Origin of the sequence: Trichococcus ilyis (assembly GCF_900109135.1) — a bacterium.
Lineage (GTDB): Bacteria > Bacillota > Bacilli > Lactobacillales > Aerococcaceae > Trichococcus > Trichococcus ilyis.
In genome coordinates this window covers 50,615-74,047 of record NZ_FNYT01000011.1, presented here as the reverse complement: position 1 = coordinate 74,047, position 23,433 = coordinate 50,615, and the positions used below count along the sequence as shown (strand labels likewise).

The window sequence follows — 23,433 nt, the reverse complement described above, 5'->3', positions numbered from 1 at the left end:
GGAAGCTGGTCGATTGGAGCGACGCAAGCTTCCTCTTCTTTTGTAGTTCACATTTATCGGTCAATCAGGGCGCTGCAGTAAGCGGCATCGAGACCCGAGAAATCAGTGACGATGACGGTTGCCAAGGACAGATCCTGCGGAGGGAACGCGGGATTGCGGAAACCGATGCATTTGCAGCCCGCTGCGTGCGCAGATGCAACGCCGTTCCGGGAATCCTCGATGACGACGCAGTTTTCCGGTTTGGCGTTCAGGTTCGCGGCGGCATCCAGGAAGATATCGGGCGCAGGCTTGGGGTGCGCAACGCTTTCCCCGGACACAAAGTAACTGAAATAGGTTTCGATTTCCAATGCTTTTACAGCCTTATGGATATCCTTCAAAGGAGAAGAAGACGCGATCGCCAAAGGGATGCCGGCAGCATGCAGGCGTGAAATGAAGGGGATCACACCCGGTATTGCTTGCAGGCCGTCCTCCTCCATCAGACGGTTGCGGATGACGTTCGCCCGTTCCACCAACTCGGCGACCGGGGCATCCAGATCGAATTCATTCTTCATTGTCTCCCACATATATTCGTGCGTGGTTCCTTGATAGCGGAAATGGTATTCCAATTCGGTGTCCACACCGAATTCCTTCAACAACATACTTTCTGATCGCAAAAAGAATGGTTCCGTATCGATGATGACACCATCCATATCAAATAAAACGGCTTCCAACATACTCTGACCTCCATATTGTGCGTACTTGTTCCAGTGGATCTTAACAAAAGCAATGGCAGTGCTCAACCAAAAAGGAAGCGAAGGGCCGGAAACGGTTATTCGCTCAATTCCTCAAGTGCGGTGGTCTGCTCTTCCCAATCCTGCATCAGCTGGTCCTGTTGCGCTTGGAGAGCAAGCAGGTGCTGGTTGAACTGCTGGACTTTTTCGTGGTCGCCGAAGACTTCAGGGTCCGTCAACTGCAGTTCGATCGCAGCGATGGACTCCTCGACAGTCGCCAACTCATCCTCCAAAGCTTCCACCTGCCGTGCCAGTCTTCTTTCCAATTTCAGTTTCTCCTTGGAGGAAACGTAATCCCCCTTGGCTTTCGAAACAGTCTCTGCTGCTGCAGTTGCTTCAGCCGCTTTCTCGGCTTGCTGCAGTGCTGCCAGCGCCGCTTCTTGCTGTTTCTTTTCGATATAATAATCGTAGTCCCCGAGGTAGACTTTGCTGCCCTCGGCGGAAAGTTCGACAATGCTGGTCGCGATCCGGTTGATGAAGTAACGGTCATGGGAAACGAAAAGCAAGGTGCCATCATAATCGATCAAGGCATTTTCAAGCACTTCCTTGCTGTCGATGTCCAAATGGTTCGTGGGTTCATCGAGGACGAGGAAGTTCTTTTGATCCAAGGCCAATTTGCAGAGCGAGAGCCTCGCCTTTTCGCCACCGCTAAGTGCCGGAATCGTTTTTTCGACATCGGCTCCGGAAAAAAGGAAGCTGCCCAAGATGCTGCGCACATCTTTTTCGTTCAGAGTGGGGTGCAGATCCCAGATTTCGGCAAGGACGGTCTTGTTGTTGGAAAGATTGCCCAACTCTTGGTCATAGTAACCGAGGTCCACATTGGCACCGAGTTGGACGCGGCCTTTCAAAAGCGGAATCTCGGAAATGATCGACTTCAGCAATGTGGATTTTCCGATCCCGTTCGGCCCGACGATCGCGATCGCTTGCTGTTTGCGGATGTCCAGGTTGATCGGATCAGCCAAAATCGTATCTCCATAACCGACAGCGCCATTTTCCAGAGTCAAGACGACATTGCCGCTTTCCTTCGCGATCTCGAAGGAGAAGCGGGCGGAGCGTTCATCGCCTTTCGGTTTCTCCATCCGGTCCATCTTCTCCAAGCGTTTGCGTCGGCTTTGCGCCATCTTGGTCGTCGAGGCGCGCGCCAGATTGCGGGCGACATAATCCTCCAGTTTCGCGATTTCGTCCCGCTGCTTCTCGTATGCTTTCAGATCCTGTTCCAGGCGGGCGGCTTTTTCCGTAAGGTAATAGGAATAGTTCCCTTTGTAGTGCTGGATTTTGTGGCGGCTGATTTCGTAGACTTCAGTGGCGACTTTGTCCAGGAAATAGCGGTCATGGGAAACGATCAGGAGCGAGCCGTTGTAACCGATCAGATAATTTTCCAGCCAAGCCAGCGTGTCGATGTCCAGATGGTTGGTGGGCTCATCCAAGATGAGCAGGTCGTTCTTCTCAAGCAGGATTTTGGCCAAAGCAAGCCTGGTTTTTTGGCCTCCGGACAATTGGGAAATCGGGCGATCGTAATCCTCTTCGTAGAACTGGAAGCCGTGCAGCACCGAACGGATCTCGGACTCGTAACCGTAGGCGTTCTTTTCGTGAAGGGTATGCTGAAGCTGATCATAGCGCTCCAACGCTTTCTGATACGCCTCTTCATCTTCGAGCAGGTCCGGATCCCCCAAGGCGAAAGCGGCTTTTTCGGCCTCTTGGGTCAATTGGATGAGGGGAGTAAAAATGGTCAGCATTTCCTGCCAAATCGTATTGGAAGAATCGACTGCACTATGCTGATCCAGGTAGCCGATCGTAACATCCTTGCTTTTTGACACAGAACCGGCATCCGTCGCTTCGATGCCCGCCAAAATTTTCAACAGGGTCGATTTCCCCGCACCGTTTCGGCCGACAAGCGCAATACGTGAGTGGTCCTGAACGGTGATCTGAATATTATCGAATAAAACGGTCGCCCCAAAAAGGCGCGCCAAATTTTGTCCTTGCAGTAAAATCATATGTAGTGTCCTCTTTCTGAGCAAATACTGGTGTTTATCCTTTTCATTTTATCACAGCAAGCCCCGATTCGATAGGGAGAAGCAGAGTTATTGCTATATTCACGTATGTGTGCATGTGAAAAATGATGCTGATTCCGCTTACAATTAGTATTGTGTTTCACATGTTGTTCAAAAATGGCTTCACAATCAAGTCCCATTTCGAACAAATTTGTAGATTTTTCACAATCAGATGATATAATAGCTAGTGTAAAATGAAAGCAAAAGTATGTGAACATACTTTTTAACGGTTTGTGCGTTTCGGCCAAACGATACGAGGCAAGAGAAGAAAGAAGAAAGAAGAAAGAAGAAAGAAGAGGAGAATAAGCATGACGACGAATGAAATTCCAAAAGCCACGGCAAGGAGGTTGCCGATTTACCACCGTTATTTGCGTTTTTTGCATAACGCGGGTAAGAAACGTGTTTCATCCACTGAATTGAGCGAAGCAGTGAAAGTGGACAGTGCTACAATCCGCAGGGATTTTTCCTATTTTGGAGCACTGGGCAAAAGAGGTTACGGTTATGATGTCGAGTATTTGTTGGATTTCTTCAGCAAAACACTGAACCAGGACCGTTTGACGAATGTGGCTTTGATAGGTGTGGGTAATTTGGGTCACGCCTTGCTGAACTACAACTTCCATGTCAGCAATAACGTGCGCATCAGTGCCGCATTTGACGTCAATGAAGGCATCGTCGGCAAGATCCTCAGCGGGGTGCCCGTCTATCCGATGTCGGACATGGTTGAGCAATTGCGTATCCAGCAGATTGATGTGGCCATCTTGACCGTTCCGCAGGAAGTAGCTCAGGATGCCACCAACCGGTTGACTGAAGCAGGCGTTCGCGGCATCATGAACTTCACTCCGATCCGTCTTTCCGTTCCGGAAAATGTCCGCGTGCAGAACGTGGACTTGACGAATGAATTGCAGACATTGATCTATTTCCTGGACAATGATATCGGCTGAGCAAAGTCGGTAGCCGATGATAAGGAAAAGTAAAAGAAGGATGAGGCGGCCCTCATCCTTCTTTTTTCCTAGTTTTTGTCGATGCTGTCTTTGATCTTCAAGTAGGCGTTGAACATGCGGATCCCTTTCACGACATCACCTGTTGCGAACAGCACGCTGATGATGGCCATGAATCCCCAACCTGCAGTATTCACGGCATCGACGGCCAGTGAAATGAAGAGGATGGCGAAAACGAATCGGATGATCACTTGAATTAATAGATTTTTTAAAGTCATGGCATTCCTTTCTTTTTCCTAAAATAGCGGGCTTCAGGAGCCTTACGAAACGAGTTGGGAGAGAATCGGCAAAGCGGACACGGCGTTCATCAACGCATGCGCAATCATCGGAGTCGCAATGTTTCTTGTCCTGTAATAAAGGAAAGAAAACCAGAGCCCAAGCGCGCCATAGACCAAATAGTGCCCGTCGTTATGCGCAACCGCAAAAAGCAAGGCGCTGATTGTGGCGGCACCGACTATCCCGATTGCGTCCACCAGATGTGTGACGATCGCTTTCCGGAACACAAATTCCTCCATCACAGGGGAAAAGAGGATGATATTCAAAATAAAGAACGGGTAACGGTTTGTCAAGTCGAGCAGCACTTCCGTATTTTCGGAAGCGACGGGCAGCCTGAACAAGAGGTACTCCACGTTCATCGCGATGATCTGAATCAGGACAGCTCCGACGAAACCGAAGATTCCGTTACGGATTGTTTTGCCGATCGGGGCAGAGGGGTGGTCCGTGAGACTGTTTATTGGTGTCCATTTCTTTCTTCCATTCCATGCTACCATAAGGACAGACCCCAGAAAAGCAGAGAATAAAGAGAGATTCATGCCGGATGGGATGCGATCCGCTTCGGGAAGGAACGGGATCACGAAGACGGGCAGAAGTTGAGAAGCAAGATAAACAAGAATGATCTGTATTGCCAACGTCAATCGGGAACGTTTTTTATTATCCATATATAGTACCTTTCTGAGAGAACTTACTTTGTTGCGCTCGATAAACAGTATAGCATAAGAGCGCAAAAAAATAGAATCGGAAAAATTCTGCTTCCCCCTTGCAAATTAATTTGAGATTGATTAATATAGAAATGTAACTTAGCACTCTGGGTTACCGAGTGCTAAAATGATATTATTTTTTTGGAGGGATCATCTTGTTAAAACCATTAGGAAATCGCGTTATTGTTGAAGTTGCCAAAGAGGAAGAGAAATCTATAGGCGGCATCGTTTTACCGTCATCCGCCAAAGAAAAATCTCAAACCGGGACCGTTATTGCAGCAGGCCCAGGCCGCGTCACCGATAACGGCGTAACAATCGAAATGACCGTTAAGGCAGGGGATACTGTCCTTTTCGAAAAATATGCAGGCACAGAAGTGAAATACGGTGGCACAGAATACTTGGTGATCAAGGAAAGCGACATCGTAGCAATCCTGGACTAAAAATATAATTCATGAGGTGAATCGACAAATGGCAAAAGACATCAAATTTTCAGAAGACGCAAGAGCAGCGATGCTGCGTGGCGTGGACATCTTAGCAGATACCGTAAAAGTGACTTTGGGACCTAAAGGACGCAACGTTGTTTTAGAAAAAGCATACGGTTCTCCTTTGATCACGAATGATGGCGTGACGATCGCCAAAGAAATCGAATTGGAAGACCGCTTCGAAAATATGGGAGCGAAACTGGTTTCCGAGGTTGCTTCCAAAACGAACGATATTGCCGGTGACGGAACGACGACTGCGACTGTATTGACGCAAGCCATCGTTCGCGAAGGTTTGAAAAATGTCACAGCCGGCGCGAACCCGGTCGGCATCCGCCGCGGTATCGAGTTGGCGACGCAAGCGGCTGTAAAAGGCTTGGCTGAAATTTCCCAAACCGTAAATTCGAAAGAATCGATCGCACAAGTTGCTGCCGTATCATCCGGATCGAAGGAAATCGGTGAATTGATTGCGGAAGCGATGGAGAAAGTCGGCAACGACGGCGTTATCACAATCGAAGAATCGAAAGGGATCGAAACCGAGTTGGATGTTGTGGAAGGAATGCAGTTCGACCGTGGTTACCTGTCCCAATACATGGTCACCAACAATGACAAGATGGAAGCGGAATTGGAAACGCCTTACATCCTGATCACAGACCGCAAATTATCCAATATCCAAGATATCCTGCCTTTATTGGAACAGATCCTGCAACAAGGCCGTCCGTTGTTGATCGTTGCGGATGATGTCGATGGAGAAGCCTTGCCAACACTGGTGTTGAACAAATTGCGCGGAACGTTCAACGTAGCTGCAGTCAAAGCACCAGGTTTCGGTGACCGCCGTAAAGAAATGCTGCAGGACATCGCGATCCTGACAGGCGGTACTGTCATCGCGGAAGATTTGGGCTTGGAATTGAAGGATGCTACCGTCGAACATCTGGGACGCGCAGGCAAAGTTGTCGTAACCAAAGATTCCACAACAATCGTGGAAGGCGCCGGCGAAAAAGAAGCCATCGAGCAACGTGTGGCGATCATCCGTGCCCAAGCTGCAGAAACAACTTCTGAATTTGACCGCGAAAAACTGCAGGAACGCCTTGCGAAATTATCCGGTGGCGTCGGCGTCATCAAAGTCGGAGCCGCTACAGAAACAGAATTGAAAGAGCGCAAACTGCGTATCGAAGATGCCTTGAACGCAACCCGCGCCGCGGTTGAGGAAGGTATCGTATCCGGTGGGGGTACTGCTTTGATCAACGTCCAAAATCGCGTTGAAGCGTTGGAACTGACCGGTGATGAAGCGACCGGTGCCCGTATCGTAGCGCGTTCATTGGAAGAGCCAGTAAGGCAAATCGCTGAAAATGCCGGCAAAGAAGGCTCTGTTGTAGCCGATAAGATCAAAGGCATGGAAGTCGGCATGGGCTACAATGCCGCAACCGACGAATGGGTCAATATGATCGATGCCGGAATCGTCGATCCTACGAAAGTGACGCGTTCCGCTTTGCAGAATGCAGCCAGTGTCGCTTCGTTGATCCTGTCAACAGAAGCAGTAGTAGCAGACCGTCCGGCTCCAGCAGCAGCCCCAGCCATGGACCCAGGAATGGGCATGATGTAAAAAAACAGGATGTGATGATTCGCGTTTAGATACCCGGACGTTGGAACACCCAGCGAAGTGAACCTCTTTTGTTCACTACGCTGGGTGTGAAACGGGAGTGGTATCTGCGAATCAGAACTCAACTATAAAGGATACGATGAATTGCGGTAGGGGGTGAGCACTAAGAGGATATTACGAGAACGGTCGCTCTTTGACCGTGACGTAATATCCTCTTAGGCGGAACCCCCTGCAATTCAGAGTTCAACTAAACAGTGTGTGACGAATCCTGAGCTCAGAGTTTGAGCACAAAGCCACCCAAAAAGGACCGGATAGCCAGAAATGGTCATCCGGTCTTTTTTTGCTGGTTCATTATACAGCACGGCATTTGGCATGTGGCGTTTGCGCATCGTCGGCGGTTGGATTTCAGTCGGGAGCGCTCTCTGCATGCGTTCACTGTTTCCGGTCCACAGATTCAACAAAAACATCTCGCTGTGAAAACAGCCGTCCCGTTGTACGCGAAAAAACAAATCCGGTCCTCCATTCTGCTCGAATGGAGGACCGGATTTGTTTTGTTCTCATATAGAACATGGGATTGCCCAATTTATTGATGAAAACAGTTGCGGCTGATTACAGACCAAGTCCCTCTGAAAGCTTTTGGATGAAAGTTAATGTTTTTGGATGAAAATGATTGCTTTATTTACGCATAGGTGGTATATTTTTGTTCGAGAGGTGATGGAAAGTGCTTACAGAAGAGCGGCATAAAATCATTCTAGACACTTTAGCCAAAGACAATATCGTGAAACTGCAGGATCTTGTCGATCAGACAGGAAGCTCAGAATCAACGATCAGGCGGGATTTAAGCACGCTCGAAGAGGCTGGGTTCCTGATCCGTGTCCACGGTGGAGCAAAGAGGAACTATAATGTTTCTGCTGAAGACAGGATGGAAGATAAAACTTCCAAAAACGTTCAGGACAAACAACGGATCGCTGAAAAAGCGGCCCAGCTGGTGAGCGATCAGGACATCATCTTTTTGGATGCCGGATCCACCACTTACGAAATGATTCCCTTCCTGAAGGGCAAGAGCATTCTGGTCGTAACCAACGGTGTTCCGCATGCCAGTTTTTTATCGGATCTGCAGATTGAGACAATCCTTATCGGCGGCAAAATCAAGATGGAGACAAAAGCAGTCATCGGACCGGTCAGCCAAATGCAAATGAAGAATTACCGCTTCAGCAAAGCCTTTCTGGGCATCAATGGCATCGATAAACAATATGGCTTTACGACGCCCGATACCGAAGAGGCAGCCGTCAAACGGATAGCCATCGAGAATGCGGCGCAAAGCTATGTCGTAGCGGATGCTTCGAAGTTCAAACGCGTCAGTTTCGTGAAAGTCTGCGATATTGAAGATTGCGGCATCATCAGCCACAATGTCCCTTCGGAAATCAAACGTAACCTGAAAAACAGTACAACTATTTGGGAGGCTGAATAATGATTTATACAGTAACATTAAATCCGTCCATCGACTACATCGTCCATTTGCCCACTATCCAGTTGGGCGAGGTCAACCGGATCCAGCAAGACTTCAAACTGCCGGGCGGCAAAGGCATCAACGTTTCCCGCATCCTGAATGAACTGGAAGTGGAGAACACCGCTTTGGGGTTCCTGGGCGGATTCACCGGAAAATACATCGAAGACTGGTTGGAAGCTGAAAACAGCAAAACGCACTTTACCCATGTGGATGAAGCGACCCGCATCAACGTGAAAATCAAGTCAGGACTGGAGACGGAAATGAACGGTCCGGGGCCGAACATCGAGCCTGCAGTAGCCGAAGAATTCCTGAAACAATTCGATGGGCTTGATCCCGAAAACGACATCGTTGTGTTGGCGGGAAGCAAACCTGCGAGCTTGCCGGACGATTATTACCAGACCATCATCCGCAGACTGACGGATAAAGGCATTCCCTTCCTGATCGACACGACCGGGGAAGAATTGAAAAATGCGCTGCCATACCATCCGTTGTTGGTGAAACCGAACCATCACGAACTGGCGGAATTGTTCGAGACGACCTTCGAAACGGATGAGGATATTTTGCCATACGGGAAGAAGCTGCTTGAAGCGGGCGCCCAATACGCAATCATCTCCATGGCCGCTAAAGGAGCGATCCTGTTCACTCCGGAAGGCGTCTACCATGGGACAGTGCCAAAGGGAGTCCTTAAGAATTCCGTCGGCTCCGGAGATTCGATGATCGCCGGATTTGTAGGTACATACACGAAAACGCATGACCCGTTGGAAGCATTCAAAGTCAGTATCGCTTGCGGAAGCGCGACCGCTTTTGCAGACGATTTAGCCAAACGTGAAGAAATCGATGCTTTAGTCAAACAAGTCACTATCAGTCAGCTTTAGGGAGGAGAACCTAAGAATATGAAAATCAATGATATCTTACTAAAAGAATTGATGATTATGGATTTACAAGGCACAACCAAAGAAGGCGTCATCGACGAAATGATCGCAAGTTTTTCCGCTAACGGCATCATCAATGATGTTGCGGTTTATAAGGAAGGCATTATGAAGCGCGAATCGCAAACATCCACTGGTTTGGGCGATGGCATCGCAATGCCGCACGCCAAAAACAAAGCGGTCAATAAAGCGGCTGTCGTTTTTGCAAAAAGTGCCGCCGGCGTTGATTATGCTTCATTGGATGGCCAACCGGCACACTTGTTCTTTATGATCGCTGCTCCGGAAGGCGCAAACAATGTCCACTTGGAAGTATTGGCGTCCTTATCCCGTTTATTGATCAATCCTGATTTCATTGCATCATTGAAGAAGGCTGAGACCCCTGAAGAAGTGCAAGCTCTGTTTGCAGCAGCAGAAGCTGCGCGTGAAGCGAAAGAACAAGCTGAGGCAGCTGCAAAGGCAGCTCCAGTCGCAGCAACCGAAACGAAAAGACCTTTCGTCATTGCCGTGACAGCATGCCCTACCGGTATTGCGCACACGTACATGGCTGAAGATTCCTTGAAACAGATGGCTGAAAAAATGGGCGTCGATATCCGCGTCGAAACGAACGGATCTGATGGCGTCAAAAATGCTTTGACGGCCGATGAAATCCGCCGTGCCGATGGTGTCATCGTGGCAGCGGACAAAAAAGTCGAAATGGCTCGCTTCAACGGGAAGCACGTGCTGCAAAGACCGGTAGCTGACGGCATCAACAAAGCGGAAGAACTGATCACAAAAGCGATGCGCCAAGAAGCACCGATCCTGAATGTAAAAGGCGATGAAGTGGCAGCCAGCGACAGCGATGAAAAACAATCCATCATCGGAAAAGTTTATAAAGACTTGATGAACGGTATTTCACACATGTTGCCATTTGTTGTCGGCGGGGGGATTCTGATCGCGATTTCCTTCCTGTTCGAAACGTCATTCGGTGCAGAAAGTCCGTTGTTCATTTCCTTCATGGCAATCGGTGGAGCGGCATTCAGCTTCCTGATTCCGATTTTGGCCGGTTACATTGCAATGAGTATTGCTGACCGCCCAGGCTTGCTTCCCGGTATGGCTGGCGGTTACTTGGCTGTGCAAGCGAACGCCGGATTCTTGGGCGGTTTGATTGCCGGTTTCATGGCTGGTTACATCATGGTTTACCTGAAAAAAGCCTTCAAAGGCCTGCCTCGCGCTTTGGACGGTCTGAAAACGATCCTGTTGTACCCTGTGTTCGGTCTGTTGATCACTGGTTTGCTGATGTATTTCTTGATCGGGCCTGTCTTCTCCAATATCAATACAGCGATGATCACATTCCTGGAAAACTTGGGCACAGGTAACGCAGTCGTGTTGGGTGCTGTTCTTGGCGGCATGATGGCGATCGACATGGGTGGTCCATTCAACAAAGCTGCTTACGCATTCTCGATCGGTATCTTTACGGATACAGGCGACGGCAAATTGATGGCTGCTGTAATGGCCGGCGGGATGATCCCTCCATTGGCTATCGGTATCGCAACATTGCTCTTCAAGAATAAATTTACTGATATCGAGCAAAAATCAGGACTTTCAAATATCTTGCTGGGTCTGTCCTTCATCACTGAAGGTGCGATTCCATTCGCGGCAGCGGATCCGATGCGTGTCATCACTTCATCAATCCTTGGTTCAGCCATCGCCGGCGGATTGACGCAATTATGGGGCGTTTCGATTCCTGCACCACACGGTGGATTGTTCGTTATCACATTGGCTAACCGTCCGTTGATGTTCCTGCTGGCACTGTTGATCGGAACTGTCGTTTCTGCCTTCACATTGGGTGTATGGAAGAAAGCCAAGCCGCAAGAAGCCGCAAAATAAACTGAAAAAACCATTGAGAGAACAGACGGAATGGACCGTTTCTGTTCTCTCTTTTTTGCTGTTCTGCGAGCAATCTGCATAAATGAAAAGACTATGACAGCTAAATGAGAATAATGTAAAAAAATGGGATGATTTTCATGGCAGATATGCTATAATGCATATTGTTAAACAAACGAAAATGTAGATATCGGTTCATGCACGAAAGCAACGGATATTGAAATCTGTATAAGGAGGTAAAAGCATGGCAGCAAAGGAATCAATCAAAAAAGTGGTTTTGGCTTACTCAGGTGGATTGGATACGTCCGTCATCATCCCTTGGCTAAAAGAAAATTACAACAACTGTGAAGTAATCGCCGTAGTAGGAGACGTAGGACAAGGTGATGATTACAGTAAGCTGGAAGAAAAAGCGATCAACTGCGGCGCATCGAAGTTGTATGTTGCAGACTTGAAGAAGGAATTCGTCGAAGAGTTCATTTGGCCGACATTGCAGGCAAGCGCTAAGTACGAAGGACAATATTTATTGGGGACTTCTTTCGCTCGTCCGATCATCGCCAAAAGAATGGTGGAAATCGCACACTTGGAAAATGCTGACGCAATCGTTCACGGTGCAACAGGGAAAGGGAACGACCAAGTCCGTTTTGAAGTAGGCATCAGAGAATTCGATCCGAACATCACGATCATCGCCCCTTGGAGAGAATGGGAACTGACTTCCAGAGAAGATGAATTTGCGTATGCTGCTGCACACAATGTGCCGCTTCCGATTACATTGGAAACAAACTACTCAAAAGACAAAAACTTGTGGCATCTGTCGCATGAAGGCCTTGATCTGGAGATGACAGCCAACGAGCCTGATTACGATAAAATCCTGGAAATGTGCGTGACGCCTGAGAAAGCGCCTGACGAAGCAACCTATGTCACGTTGGAATTCAAACAAGGCATCCCGGTCAGCCTGAATGGTGAAGCAATGGACGGCATCGCCCTGATCGAGAAATTGAACGTGATCGCTGGCGCGAATGGCGTCGGCATCATTGATATCGTGGAGAACCGCTTGGTCGGCATGAAGTCAAGAGGCGTTTATGAAACGCCGGCCGGAACTGTGCTTTACCATGCCCATGACAAATTGGAACAACTTTGCTTGGACAAAGACACTTACCAATACAAACAATTGGTTGCCAACAAATATGCGGAACTTGTCTACAATGGATTATGGTACACTCCATTGCGCAAAGCTTTGGGCGCCTTCGTTGACGAAACGCAACAGAATGTTGAAGGTTTCGTGAAAATGAAGCTGTATAAAGGCAACATCACGGATGCAGGTGTGGTCAGCGCGAAATCATTGTACAGCGAAAGCTTTGCGACGTTCGAGAGCGACGATGTCTACAACCATACGGATGCAGCCGGCTTTATCCGTCTGTTCGGATTGCCTACATCCATCCGCGTCATGAAAGAGCAAGCTGAAGGCCAAGCAACACATGAAGAATTGAAGGATTTGCTGAAGTAAAAAGCAATGAGCCGAAACAGCCGGTTGGACCGAAGCTGATCCGCTCCTGACCGCCCGCACCTGCGAAATGACCAGGTGCAGGCGGTTTTTTTGTCGTTTTCCGGCAGAAGCCTGCCGGAACCCCGCACAGGCCTAATCTTTCATATCCTAAAATTATAAACTATGATAAAATGAATGCATTCATATTAAGCAAGTTTAAGGAGGAGGAGATTAAGCGTGAATCAAACAGGTGAATGGAATAAAGCCCGTAAAATTGTCATCGGCATCATTGATATGCTGTTGTTCATAGGATCATTGCTGTTATCTTTTTATTTGAAATTCGGAAGAAACATACCGTTGATAAACTTCGATGCCTTCCAGGGAAGCATTGGCTATGTTTCCTTGATTTTCATCATCGTAAACATCCTGTTCGGTACCTATATATTTTACAATAAGTCCATCAGCGACTTCTTGTTCATCACGGTCATCGGGCAGTTTGTCCTTTCGTTGATCATCATGGCGCTGACTTTTGCCGGCCGTTGGTTGGCGTTTCCGCGGTCGGTCATCCTGATCAACTTTTTTGTGGGAACGATCCTTTTGTTCCTTTTCCGCGTTTTGGTTTTCAAAATGTACCAACGCATGAGCGGCAGCAAGCGGGTCATGATCGTAGGGATGGAAAAGGAAGTGTTTGCTGCCGTCGATAACTTCACAAACACAAAAAGCATCCGTCATGTCGTGACGCATGTCGTCCTGTCCGACTACTACGAAAATGTTCTGAGGCACCTGGAAGAGATCGATATCGTCTACTTGGCGAGCCAGATCGAAGAATCCGAAAAGTTGAAGATTTACGATCTGTTGACGAGCAAGGAGAAGAAAATGTTCTTGAATACCAGCTTCGAGAACCTGATCATGGTCAATCCGAACATGATGAATATCGAGGACGAGAGCATCATCGAAGTTTCGCCGTTCCGCATCCCGGCAGAAGACGGATTGATGAAGCGGATCATCGATATTGTGGTTGCGCTGATCGGCATCGTCATCACTTCGCCGATCATGGCCGTTACGGCGATCCTGGTGAAGAAGAGTTCCGAGGGTCCCGTGTTCTACAAGCAGACCCGCATCACCAAAGACGGCAAGGAATTCGAAATCCTGAAGTTCCGCAGCATGGGTGTGACAGCCGAAAAAGAGTCAGGACCGGTATTGGCCACAAGCAACGATGTGCGCGTAACGAAAGTCGGCAAATATCTGCGCTCCCTGCGTATCGATGAATTGCCGCAGCTGTTCAACGTACTGCTGGGGGATATGTCGTTGGTCGGTCCCCGGCCGGAACGCCCCTTCTTCGTTGATCAATTCAAAGAATTGAACCCGCATTATTACCTGCGCCACAACGTTCGTGCCGGAATCACCGGCTATGCGCAAGTCTACGGGAAGTACGCTTCCGATTTCAACAGCAAGCTGAACTTCGATCTGATCTACATCAAGAAGTACTCCTTGATACTGGATCTGAAAATCATGCTGCAGACCGTCAAGATCTTGTTCGATAAAGTCTCTTCCCGCGGAGTGGATGAAAGCGAACGGGCGATTCTGACCGAGCAAGAAATCGAAGCCCGCGGCATCCGCGTCATCTACTGATAAAAGAAGGGCTAACCCGTGAAGCTAGCCATCATTTTTGGATGCATGAAACCCTTATTTTTCAATCGCACACAAAAACCATCCCACCGGGCAGAAATTCGCCCGGTGGGATGGTTTTTGTTTACACGGGAATGCCGGTTGTGTTTGCGAGAATACAGCCGGATCACTATAATCAATCTGATCGATTTTGGACAAAAAAGCGGAAATGTATAAGGAATTGCGATACAATGGATGAATAGAGCACTTCCTTCTGCTGCACCGTGACAGAATGCGGAGGCGTACGATCAAAGATGAAATGAGTGAGTTGGATGAGTTTTGATTATAACGATGATAGTTTAGCTTTGCATACTGATTTGTACCAAATTAACATGATGAAGACTTATTGGGATGAAGGCATTACCGAAAAACATGCAATTTTTGAACTGTACTTCCGGAAGTATCCTTTCAATAATGGATACGCAGTCTATGCAGGGCTTGAGCGCTTTGTGTCCTACCTTCAGAATTTGCGCTTTACGGATACGGACATCGCCTATTTGCGTGAGCATGTCGGCTACGAGGAAGGTTTTTTGGAGTACCTGAAAAATTTCCGTTTCTCCGGCACGATCCGTTCCGCTCAGGAAGGGGATCTCGTATTCGCGAATGAACCGATCGTCCAAGTGGAAGGCCCTTTGGCGGAATGCCAATTGATCGAAACGGCCCTGTTGAATGTCGTTAATTTCCAGACGCTGATAGCGACAAAAGCCGCACGGCTGCGCTATGTCTGTGATGATGAGCCGCTGATGGAATTCGGTTCCAGAAGAGCGCAGGAAATGGACGCCGCCATTTGGGGCACACGCGCAGCCTATATCGCAGGATTCAATGCCACCAGCAATGTCCGTGCCGCCAAAATGTTCGGCATTCCGGCTTCGGGTACCCATGCCCATTCGATGGTCCAGGTCTACCGCAACGACTATGATGCCTTCATGGCTTACGCGCGTTCCCACAAGGACTGTGTCTTCCTGGTGGATACTTATGATACGTTGAAATCGGGCGTGCCGAATGCCATCAAAGTGGCGAAGGAAATGGGCGACAAGATCAACTTCCTCGGCGTGCGCTTGGACAGCGGGGACATGGCCTACATTTCCAAAAAAGTCCGCCAACAATTGGACGATGCAGGCTTTACCGATGCAAAAATCTACGCATCGAACGATCTGGATGAATTGACCATCCTGAACCTGAAGATGCAGGGAGCAAAAATAGATGTCTGGGGGGTTGGCACGAAACTGATCACCGCCTATGACCAACCGGCGCTTGGAGCGGTCTACAAATTGGTTTCGATCGCGGATGAGAACGGCAAGATGGTCGACACGATGAAGATATCCAGCAACGCCGAAAAAGTCTCCACACCAGGCAAGAAACAAGTATGGCGGATCACACGCAAACGCGACGGCAAGTCGGAAGGGGATTACATTGCGCTTTGGGAAGAGAAGCCCGATCAGGAAACGGAGCTGTACATGTTCCATCCGGTCTTCACCTACATCAACAAGACCATCACTGACTTTGAGGCGCGTCCCGTTCTGCAGGACATCATCGTGGACGGTGAATTGGTTTATGCCTTGCCGTCGCTCCAGGACATTAAAGCCTTCTCTGAAGCGCAGATGAGCGGCTTATGGGATGAATACAAACGTATCCTCAATCCGGAAGACTACCCGGTCGATTTGTCGCAGAAGACCTACGACCACAAGATGAGCACCATCAAAGCCATCAAGAAACAGATCAAGGAAGAAGCCGCATTATTGGAAAGCACGAAATAACCAAATAGATCAATCCAGGGGGAATAGGCATGCGTCCATTACAAAAAGAAATTATTGCTGCATTAAAAGTGAAACCGGAAATCGATCCAAAAGAGGAAATCCGCACCAGCATCGATTTCATGAAAGATTATTTGGCGGCACACCCATTTTTGAAGACATTTGTTTTGGGGATCAGCGGAGGCCAGGACTCCACTTTGACTGGGCGGTTAGCCCAGTTGGCGATCCAGGAAATGCGCGATGAGACAGGCGATGACAGCTATCAGTTCATTGCTGTCCGCCTTCCGTACGGCATCCAATTTGATGAACACGATGCCCAGGCGGCATTGGCCTTCATCGCCCCGGACCAAAGATTGGTCGTCAACATCAAGGAAATGGCGGATGCCGCACTTGATGCCCTGGAAGAAGCCGGGCTCACCATCACCGACTTCAACAAGGGCAACATCAAAGCCCGTCAGCGCATGATCGTCCAGTTCGCGATCGCGGGCGACAGCAGCGGGGCAGTCTTGGGTACGGACCATGCGGCCGAATCCGTGACCGGTTTCTTCACGAAATTCGGGGATGGCGCAGCCGACCTGTTGCCGATCTGGCGTTTGAACAAACGGCAGGGCCGCCAATTGCTGAAGGAATTGGGCGCACCGACACAGCTCTATGAAAAAGTTCCGACAGCCGACTTGGAAGAAAATCGTCCTGCCTTGCCTGATGAAGTGGCGCTCGGCGTGACGTACGAGCTGATCGACGCTTATCTGGAAGGCAAGGATGTACCGGATAAGGACGCTGAAGTCATCGAAGGCTGGTACACGAAGACAGAGCACAAACGGCACTTGCCGATAACGGTCTATGACAGCTTTTGGAAAGAAGGCTAATCTGTTCAGATAGCGGGGGGTTGCAGTGAAAATCAGCAAAAAGAATAAAATGATGAACGACAAACAAGAGTTGCAGTGCAGGAGCAGGAGGCATCTCCTGCTCCTGCACTGCTTCAGTTTGTTGGCGACCGTAGTATTGGTCCATCTCTATCTCCAGTGGACTCAAAATGGGCTGGATCCAGGCTTGGTCGTGAATTTTGCATTTGCCTGGCATACCGAGAAGTTTCTGATCAGTACCGGCGTATTGCTGACGCTCGGTCTCTGGCTTTGGGCACTGTTGGGGAATATCCGCTGGACCAACGCCCTGCTGTTGCTGGCGGGAGGGATCCTCGGAATGGCGACTTATGAAAAGATGCTGCAACGCAACGAGCCCGTTTATCCGAGCGATCTGAAAATGCTGACGGAGGTTCCGTTCCTTTTGGAAATGCTGAACGCACGGACGCTGGCGGCATTGAGCCTGACTTTGGCCCTGTTTCTGGCATTTGCGTTCTTTTCCGTTCGTCAGCAAAAGTCCCAAAAAGCCGTGAAACTGGGATGGCGCGCACGGGTGTTGCTGTTGGTTTCGACAAGCGTCGCACTCGCCTATGCCGGACAGTTCCAGCAGGAAGGCAATCTGCTGAAGCAAGCCTACGACCGGACGGCCTATTGGATTCCCTACAGCCAGCAGATGAATTACTACAACACCGGCTTTGTGGCCGGATTCCTTTATAACCTTTCAGCCGCACCGATGGAAATGCCGGATGGCTATTCGGAGAAGAAAATCGATGAGCTGAAGGCGACCTATCAGCGACTTGCTGACGAAATCAATGCGGAAAGAACGGCAGCCTTGCCTGAAACGAATGTCATCTACATCATGAATGAAAGCTTTGCCGATCCGCTTGAATTGGAAGGACTGGATCTGCTGCGTGATCCGATCCCGTTCACGCGAGGGGTGATGGAAACGAGCTACAGCGGCGAGATGTTGTCCCAAGGCTATGGCGGCGGAACCGCCAATATCGAATTCGAAGCTTTGACGGGTTTTTCGATGGAACCTTTCGCTGCGAACATCACCACACCGTATACGCAATTCCTTTCCTCCCAGGAAGCATTTCCATCCGTCGTATCCCGTTTGGAAGCGGCCGGTTTCCGGACGACGGCCATCCACCCGTACAATACGACCATGTATAAACGGCGGGAGAACTATCAAGCTTTGGGGTTCGATACGTTCCTTTACGAGGATACGATGGCAAACACGGACAAGCTGGATACCAATCCGTACATTTCGGATGCAGCGGCCTACGCTGAGATTGAGGCTGTCCTGAAAGCAAGCGCGGAAAAGGATTTTATCCACTTGGTGACAATGCAGAACCATACGCCTTATCAAAATAAATATACGATCACCCCCTCGGCTGCGGAAACGGGCGTAGCCAGCCAAACAATCCGGAACTATCTGCAGGATCTGCAGTACAGCGATCAAGCTTTGGAGCGCTTTTTTACCGACCTCAAGGAGTGGGGCGAACCGACCGTCGTAGTGTTTTGGGGTGATCATTGGCCCAGTGTCTTCGGCGAGGACCTTTATGCGCTGAACACGGTCCAAAACATGCATGAAACGCCGATGTTCATCTACAGCAACACAGCGGAAGCCCAAAAGGATTTGGGGATCACCAGTCCTGTCTACTTCTTGCCGGAAGTGTTGGAGCTCAGCGGCAGCAAAGTGACAGCTTTTGAGGCCTTGCTGATGACGCTTCAGGAACAGGTGCCGGCTTTCGAAAAGGCGCTGTACCGGAACGGCGACACCGGTGAATATGTCTCGAGCCGCGAGGAATTGTCCGAGCAGGCGAGAAGTCTTTTGGCGGATTATGATCTGATCCAGTACGACACGACCGCCGGAAACCGGTACGCAGCAGCAAACGGGTTCTTCCGCCTGGATGATTGAGCCGGACCGCTGCATCTTTTGTGCGACTGTTGCAGCAATGGATTTGCATGTAAGTCCGGAATCGCCTATGATTAAGGAAACGACGGTGAAAGGAGGGATCCGGTGAATTTCTTTATACGCTTTATGCTGCTTTTCGGCGCGACGATTGTGGCGAGCATGCTGCTCACCTATCTTTTCCGCGGCGCAGCGCGGCGCTTCGGCTGGACGGATAAGCCCTCCGAGGCAAAAGTGCATGTCAAGGAAACGCCGACGATGGGCGGCGTGGCCATCTTCTTGGCTTACTGGGGAGCTTTTTTCCTTGGAGTTCCTCTGAATAATCGGACCGGTTATGCCGGCATCATGTTTTTGAGCTCCTTGATCATCCTGGTGACCGGCATCATCGATGATCGCTATGACCTGAGGCCTTGGCAAAAAATGATCGGGATACTTGCCGCGGCGAACGTCCTGTATTTCTATACAGGCATCAAAATCGACAGCCTTACGCTGGATTATTTCGGAACGATCGAATTCCATGAAGCGGGGTATTTGGTGATGATGCTTTGGATTGCGGTCATCACGAATGCAGTGAATCTGATGGATGGGCTGGACGGTTTGGCGACGGGCACTTCGGTCATTTCGCTTTCGACGATGGGATTCGTCAGCTACTTCTTCACCGATTACATGGATGTGGCCACTGTCGTCATGATTTTCCTTTTGGTTGCGAGCTTGCTGGGTTTTTTGCCTTTCAATTTCTATCCGGCCTCCATCTTCCTGGGGGATACGGGATCGCTTTTCGTGGGTTTCATGATTGCGGTGCTGTCCTTGTACGGCCTGAAACATGCCACCTTCGTATCGCTCCTGATACCAGTGGCCATCCTGGGGGTTCCGCTGACGGACACGATTGCTGCCGTCCTTCGCCGGACCTTGCACAAGCGTTCCATCAGTGCGAAAGACAAAAGCCATCTGCACCATCGCTTGCTGCGGCTGGGATTTACCCACCGGCAGACGGTTTTGGTCATTTATGCTTTGGCGATCATCTTTTCCCTGACTGCCATTCTGTTCCCGATTTCCTCCTTCTGGGGGACGGTAGTTTTGGTTGCGGGTTTGGTTTTCGGCGTGATTCTCTTCATCGCCTCCTTCAATCTGTTGGACAGCAAACGTTCCAGGTTGCGCAGGATATTGTACCGCCTTTTGAGGGAAAAGGACGGCAAAAAGAAATGAACAAGCCATGAAAGCCTGCCGGGCTATCGTGTGCCTGTTCATTTTTTTGTTCAGGATCTATTCGATTTCTTCCTCATCAGCTTCATCATAAGCGATGGAATATGGACGCTCCACATACTCCTCTTCACCGACTTCAAAGACAACACGGCCGTTCATGACATCGGTGATTGTTTCCTGGAAAGCGTCGATGCCTTCTGTCGGGATGCCGCACAGGAAACAAACCTGGTCGGTGTATTGAACCTCGATCAGGGTGTAGGGGGATTGCGCCAAGTAATTCTCCAGCTTTCCGGATGCGGAATAGGATACGGTGCAGCCGATTTTAGTCTGCAGGCTGCGCACGACGATTCCGATGTCCTTCAATGCAGTCGACACGGACCGGCTGTAGGCACGGATCAGTCCGCCTGCGCCCAGCTTTGTCCCGCCGAAGTAACGGGTGACGACGGCAGCGACATACCGCAGGTCGTTCTTTTTGAGCACCTCCAACATCGGTACGCCGGCCGTACCGGAGGGCTCCCCATCGTCGTGGGCACGCTGGATTTCGTTCTGGTCACCGATCAGATAGGCGGAACAGTTGTGCGTCGCTTTCCAATGTTCTTTTTTGACGGCTTGGATGAATTCTTTGGCCTCGTCCTCGGAATGGACACGTTTAAGGCTGCAGATGAAGCGGGAACTCTTGATGATGATTTCGGAAACGCCATTTTCTGCGATTGTGTGATAGGTTGTCAGCATAGACTTTGTCCTCCATTATGTTATTCAGTCCCATTTTACCACAGTGAGGTTCGAATGGCAGGCCGCCAACCGGCAAAGGGACTTTCCGAACATTTCCATTTGTGGTATTGTTAAGTGGAATAGACCGAACGGCCACAAGGGTCGATGGAAAGGTGATCTGCGTGAAAGCTACAGATTTAATCGATGTACTCAAAATGAAAAGAATTGTCGGGAATTTGAATCCCGATTTGAATATTGGAAAAATCAGTCAGGATTCCCGCGACATCCGATCGGGGGATCTGTTCATCTGCATCGACGGTACGCAAGTGGATGGGCACAATTACGTAGCGAAGGCAGTCGCGAATGGTGCGGGCTTGATTGTGGCCCGCAAAGATATCCAAAATGCGGCAGCCGCCGTCCCGGTTGTGTATGTTCCGGACACAGGCAAGGCGATGAGCCTGCTTGCGAATCACTTCTACGGTTACCCGAGCGAGGCGATGAACGTCATCGGCGTCACGGGGACAAACGGAAAGACGACAGTGACGTATCTGGTCGAAGCCATCCTGAAGGCGATGGGCAAAAAAACCGGACTGATGGGCACCATCGAAATGCATATCGGAGATGAAGTGCACAAAACGAAAAACACAACGCCCGACAGCATCACGATGCAAAAAGCGTTGCGCCTGATGGCAGAGAGAGAAACGGCCTACTTCACTCTGGAGTTGTCCTCCATCGCTTTGGAGATGGGCAGGGCTTGGGGATTGGATTTGGACGTCGCCGTCATGACCAATCTGACGCATGAACACATGGAATTCCATCACACGATGGAAGCCTACGCGGAAGCGAAAAAGCTGCTCTTCTCCCAATTGGGGAACGGCCGTAAAAACGGCAGGACGAAAACGGCGGTGCTGAATGCGGATGACGAAACGATCCACAGCTATCGCATCGCTACGGCTGCTGAAGTCATTTCCTACAGCGTGAAGGACGAAACGGCTGATTTCTTTGCGGCGGATATTGCTTATACCCGGACACAGACGCGCTTCGATCTGGTCGTGAACGGGGAACGCTATCCGGTCGTGACGAATCTGGTGGGGCTCTATAATGTCTCGAATACCTTGGCGGCGCTGGCGGCTGTTTATGCTGTGGGCATCCCGTTGGAGGATGCAGCGAAAGCCGTAACATCATTGACTGGTGTCACCGGCAGGTTGGAAATCGTTCCCGGCGCTGGCGATATCGGTGTCTATGTCGATTTTGCCCATTCGCCGGATGCGATGGAAAAAGTCTTGAGCGTGGTGCGGGAGTTCACCAAAGGCAGGGTCATCTCAGTTTTCGGCGGGGCAGGCGAAAGGGAGCATGAAAAACGCCCGATCATGGCCCGCATCGGTACGGAACTGTCAGATCATGTCGTGCTGACGACGGACGATACCGGTAAAGAACCGCAGGAAGAAATCATCGCGATGATGCTTGCCGGCATCGAAAAGGACAACTATGAATACATCGAAAACCGCAGGGAAGCCATCCAGCATGCGATCGCCATCGCGGAACCGGGGGATACGGTCATCCTGCTGGGGCGCGGGCATGAGGCGGATTATAACGACAGAGGCAGCATGATCCGCTTGCTGGACAGTGAGGTAGCGGCGGAAGCGATCGCATCGCGCAATCAAAGGCTTGCTGACAACGCCTAAAAGCAGAGATTTACCGTAAAATAGAGAGTGGCTGCGTTAAATAACGAGCAGAAAGTTTGAGGATTCCCATGAAAATTGCAGTAGTTACGGACAGTACCGCTTATCTGACGGCTGAAACACGCCAACGGCATCAGATTCATATGCTGCCGTTGGTCGTGACTATCGGAGACAAATCGTACCAGGAAGAAGTCGATCTGGTTGCCGAGGAATTCTATCCTTTGATGAAAGCATCGGAAGACTTCCCGAAGAGTTCGCAACCATCAATCGGAGCCATGCAGCAACTGTATGAAAAATTGGCGCAGGAGCATGATGCGATCATCAGCATCCATCTCTCGAGCGGCATCAGCGGAACTTACCAAAACGTTGCTGCTTTGAGCAGGGAATATCCTGAGTTCAATCTCCATCCTTTCGATTCTGAAATCAGTTGCTATGTGCAGGCCCGCTTCGTGTTGGAAGCTGCCCGACTGGCTGCCGCCGGCGCTGAACCGGAGCGGATCATCGCGCGATTGGACCATATGAAAAAACGTTCCCGTGCTTATTTTATGGTGGACGATCTGATGAACCTGCAGCGCGGCGGAAGGCTTTCCGGCGGTGCGGCTGTCATCGGCTCGATTATGAAGATCAAACCGGTGCTGCATTTTTCGGACAAAAAAATTGTTGTTTTTGAAAAGATCAGGACTAATACAAGAGCTTTGCGACGGATCGAAGAATTGTTGGGTCAAGCAGCTTCGCAGGCGGAATATCCGATCGTCGCCACGGTCATCCATGGCAACATTCCCGAAAAGGGGCAAGATTGGCTGGAACATCTGCAACAAGCGTTTCCTGACATCCGCTTCGAATTGAGTTATTTCGGACCGGTCATCGGCACGCATCTGGGCGAAGGTGCGTTGGGGCTGACCTGGACGGAAGACACTGAATTGAGTTATCCGATTTAGGCAACAAGGTGTTGCGGCAATCATACATCCATTTGGAAGGAA

Annotated in this window: 19 protein-coding genes; 14 read left to right on the top strand and 5 right to left on the bottom strand. The window is 49.8% G+C overall.

Annotated elements, in window-relative coordinates:
- Positions 1-53: 53 nt before the first annotated feature.
- Together BMX58_RS07060 and BMX58_RS07055 are read right to left on the bottom strand one after the other, a co-directional pair.
- A complete protein-coding gene (locus tag BMX58_RS07060) occupies positions 54-713 on the bottom strand; it encodes an HAD family hydrolase (protein WP_068620835.1) in 660 nt (219 codons plus the stop codon).
- Positions 714-808: 95 nt separating this feature from the next.
- Positions 809-2,764, bottom strand: coding sequence for an ABC-F family ATP-binding cassette domain-containing protein (locus BMX58_RS07055; protein ID WP_068620838.1), 1,956 nt, complete (start codon positions 2,762-2,764; stop codon positions 809-811).
- Between the two features lie 365 nt (positions 2,765-3,129).
- Here BMX58_RS07055 and BMX58_RS07050 point away from each other — a divergent pair, with 365 nt between their 5' ends.
- Positions 3,130-3,762 carry a redox-sensing transcriptional repressor Rex gene (locus tag BMX58_RS07050; RefSeq protein ID WP_068620840.1) on the top strand — a complete coding sequence of 211 codons (633 nt, stop codon included), beginning with the start codon at positions 3,130-3,132 and terminating at the stop codon, positions 3,760-3,762.
- Between the two features lie 68 nt (positions 3,763-3,830).
- Here the strand turns inward: BMX58_RS07050 and BMX58_RS07045 are convergent, their stop codons facing one another.
- Positions 3,831-4,037 (bottom strand): DUF4305 domain-containing protein, encoded by a 207-nt coding sequence (locus BMX58_RS07045; RefSeq protein WP_068620842.1) that lies wholly within the window; start codon positions 4,035-4,037, stop codon positions 3,831-3,833.
- 42 nt (positions 4,038-4,079) lie between these two features.
- Positions 4,080-4,757 carry a CPBP family intramembrane glutamic endopeptidase gene (locus BMX58_RS07040; protein WP_068620844.1) on the bottom strand — a complete coding sequence of 226 codons (678 nt, stop codon included), beginning with the start codon at positions 4,755-4,757 and terminating at the stop codon, positions 4,080-4,082.
- Positions 4,758-4,951: 194 nt separating this feature from the next.
- Between BMX58_RS07040 and groES the strand changes: the two genes are divergently transcribed.
- The 11 genes from groES to BMX58_RS06985 all read left to right on the top strand — a co-directional run bounded on the left by groES (position 4,952) and on the right by BMX58_RS06985 (position 20,063).
- The gene (groES, locus tag BMX58_RS07035; RefSeq protein WP_068620846.1) at positions 4,952-5,236 is read left to right on the top strand and encodes a co-chaperone GroES; all 285 of its coding nucleotides are present in this window, start codon (positions 4,952-4,954) and stop codon (positions 5,234-5,236) included.
- 28 nt (positions 5,237-5,264) lie between these two features.
- Positions 5,265-6,878: a chaperonin GroEL gene (gene groL / locus BMX58_RS07030; protein ID WP_068620848.1), complete on the top strand. Its 1,614-nt coding sequence runs from the start codon at positions 5,265-5,267 to the stop codon at positions 6,876-6,878.
- Positions 6,879-7,596: 718 nt separating this feature from the next.
- Positions 7,597-8,346 (top strand): DeoR/GlpR family DNA-binding transcription regulator, encoded by a 750-nt coding sequence (locus BMX58_RS07025; protein ID WP_068620850.1) that lies wholly within the window; start codon positions 7,597-7,599, stop codon positions 8,344-8,346.
- Complete coding sequence (gene pfkB, locus BMX58_RS07020; protein ID WP_068620852.1) at positions 8,346-9,260, top strand: 1-phosphofructokinase; 915 nt, start codon at positions 8,346-8,348, stop codon at positions 9,258-9,260. The genes BMX58_RS07025 and pfkB overlap by 1 nt, the downstream gene beginning before the upstream one ends.
- 18 nt (positions 9,261-9,278) lie before the next feature.
- Positions 9,279-11,180 carry a PTS fructose transporter subunit IIABC gene (locus BMX58_RS07015; protein ID WP_068620854.1) on the top strand — a complete coding sequence of 634 codons (1,902 nt, stop codon included), beginning with the start codon at positions 9,279-9,281 and terminating at the stop codon, positions 11,178-11,180.
- 241 nt (positions 11,181-11,421) lie between these two features.
- Positions 11,422-12,681: an argininosuccinate synthase gene (locus BMX58_RS07010; protein WP_068620856.1), complete on the top strand. Its 1,260-nt coding sequence runs from the start codon at positions 11,422-11,424 to the stop codon at positions 12,679-12,681.
- Positions 12,682-12,897: 216 nt separating this feature from the next.
- Positions 12,898-14,292, top strand: coding sequence for a sugar transferase (locus tag BMX58_RS07005; protein WP_068620859.1), 1,395 nt, complete (start codon positions 12,898-12,900; stop codon positions 14,290-14,292).
- A 308-nt stretch (positions 14,293-14,600) separates the two neighbouring features.
- Positions 14,601-16,085 (top strand): nicotinate phosphoribosyltransferase, encoded by a 1,485-nt coding sequence (locus tag BMX58_RS07000; protein ID WP_068620861.1) that lies wholly within the window; start codon positions 14,601-14,603, stop codon positions 16,083-16,085.
- A 29-nt stretch (positions 16,086-16,114) separates the two neighbouring features.
- Complete coding sequence (nadE, locus tag BMX58_RS06995) at positions 16,115-16,948, top strand: ammonia-dependent NAD(+) synthetase (RefSeq protein WP_068620863.1); 834 nt, start codon at positions 16,115-16,117, stop codon at positions 16,946-16,948.
- A 25-nt stretch (positions 16,949-16,973) separates the two neighbouring features.
- Positions 16,974-18,863 carry an LTA synthase family protein gene (locus BMX58_RS06990; protein WP_084253740.1) on the top strand — a complete coding sequence of 630 codons (1,890 nt, stop codon included), beginning with the start codon at positions 16,974-16,976 and terminating at the stop codon, positions 18,861-18,863.
- A gap of 102 nt (positions 18,864-18,965) precedes the next feature.
- Positions 18,966-20,063 carry a glycosyltransferase family 4 protein gene (locus BMX58_RS06985; protein ID WP_239420500.1) on the top strand — a complete coding sequence of 366 codons (1,098 nt, stop codon included), beginning with the start codon at positions 18,966-18,968 and terminating at the stop codon, positions 20,061-20,063.
- Between the two features lie 57 nt (positions 20,064-20,120).
- On the opposite strand, the gene BMX58_RS06980 is transcribed toward BMX58_RS06985, so the two are convergent.
- Positions 20,121-20,792: a YigZ family protein gene (locus BMX58_RS06980; RefSeq protein ID WP_068620867.1), complete on the bottom strand. Its 672-nt coding sequence runs from the start codon at positions 20,790-20,792 to the stop codon at positions 20,121-20,123.
- 194 nt (positions 20,793-20,986) lie between these two features.
- On the opposite strand from BMX58_RS06980, the gene BMX58_RS06975 reads away from it, so the two are divergent.
- Together BMX58_RS06975 and BMX58_RS06970 are read left to right on the top strand one after the other, a co-directional pair.
- Positions 20,987-22,456: a UDP-N-acetylmuramoyl-L-alanyl-D-glutamate--2,6-diaminopimelate ligase gene (locus BMX58_RS06975; protein WP_131814055.1), complete on the top strand. Its 1,470-nt coding sequence runs from the start codon at positions 20,987-20,989 to the stop codon at positions 22,454-22,456.
- A gap of 68 nt (positions 22,457-22,524) precedes the next feature.
- Entirely contained in the window at positions 22,525-23,391 is an 867-nt protein-coding gene (locus tag BMX58_RS06970) for a DegV family protein (protein WP_068620871.1), read from the top strand.
- The last annotated feature ends 42 nt before the right edge of the window (positions 23,392-23,433 follow it).

What these genes read in the sequence shown, in the direction of transcription:
- BMX58_RS07015 (WP_068620854.1), top strand. Translation starts at nt 9,279, where the DNA reads ATGAAAATCAATGATATCTTACTAAAAGAATTGATGATTATGGATTTA.
- BMX58_RS07040 (WP_068620844.1), bottom strand. Translation starts at nt 4,757, where the DNA reads ATGGATAATAAAAAACGTTCCCGATTGACGTTGGCAATACAGATCATT.
- BMX58_RS07050 (WP_068620840.1), top strand. Translation starts at nt 3,130, where the DNA reads ATGACGACGAATGAAATTCCAAAAGCCACGGCAAGGAGGTTGCCGATT.
- BMX58_RS06975 (WP_131814055.1), top strand. Translation starts at nt 20,987, where the DNA reads ATGAAAAGAATTGTCGGGAATTTGAATCCCGATTTGAATATTGGAAAA.
- BMX58_RS07060 (WP_068620835.1), bottom strand. Translation starts at nt 713, where the DNA reads ATGTTGGAAGCCGTTTTATTTGATATGGATGGTGTCATCATCGATACG.
- nadE (WP_068620863.1), top strand. Translation starts at nt 16,115, where the DNA reads ATGCGTCCATTACAAAAAGAAATTATTGCTGCATTAAAAGTGAAACCG.
- groL (WP_068620848.1), top strand. Translation starts at nt 5,265, where the DNA reads ATGGCAAAAGACATCAAATTTTCAGAAGACGCAAGAGCAGCGATGCTG.
- BMX58_RS07010 (WP_068620856.1), top strand. Translation starts at nt 11,422, where the DNA reads ATGGCAGCAAAGGAATCAATCAAAAAAGTGGTTTTGGCTTACTCAGGT.
- pfkB (WP_068620852.1), top strand. Translation starts at nt 8,346, where the DNA reads ATGATTTATACAGTAACATTAAATCCGTCCATCGACTACATCGTCCAT.
- BMX58_RS06980 (WP_068620867.1), bottom strand. Translation starts at nt 20,792, where the DNA reads ATGCTGACAACCTATCACACAATCGCAGAAAATGGCGTTTCCGAAATC.
- BMX58_RS06970 (WP_068620871.1), top strand. Translation starts at nt 22,525, where the DNA reads ATGAAAATTGCAGTAGTTACGGACAGTACCGCTTATCTGACGGCTGAA.
- BMX58_RS07055 (WP_068620838.1), bottom strand. Translation starts at nt 2,764, where the DNA reads ATGATTTTACTGCAAGGACAAAATTTGGCGCGCCTTTTTGGGGCGACC.
- BMX58_RS07000 (WP_068620861.1), top strand. Translation starts at nt 14,601, where the DNA reads ATGAGTTTTGATTATAACGATGATAGTTTAGCTTTGCATACTGATTTG.
- BMX58_RS07045 (WP_068620842.1), bottom strand. Translation starts at nt 4,037, where the DNA reads ATGACTTTAAAAAATCTATTAATTCAAGTGATCATCCGATTCGTTTTC.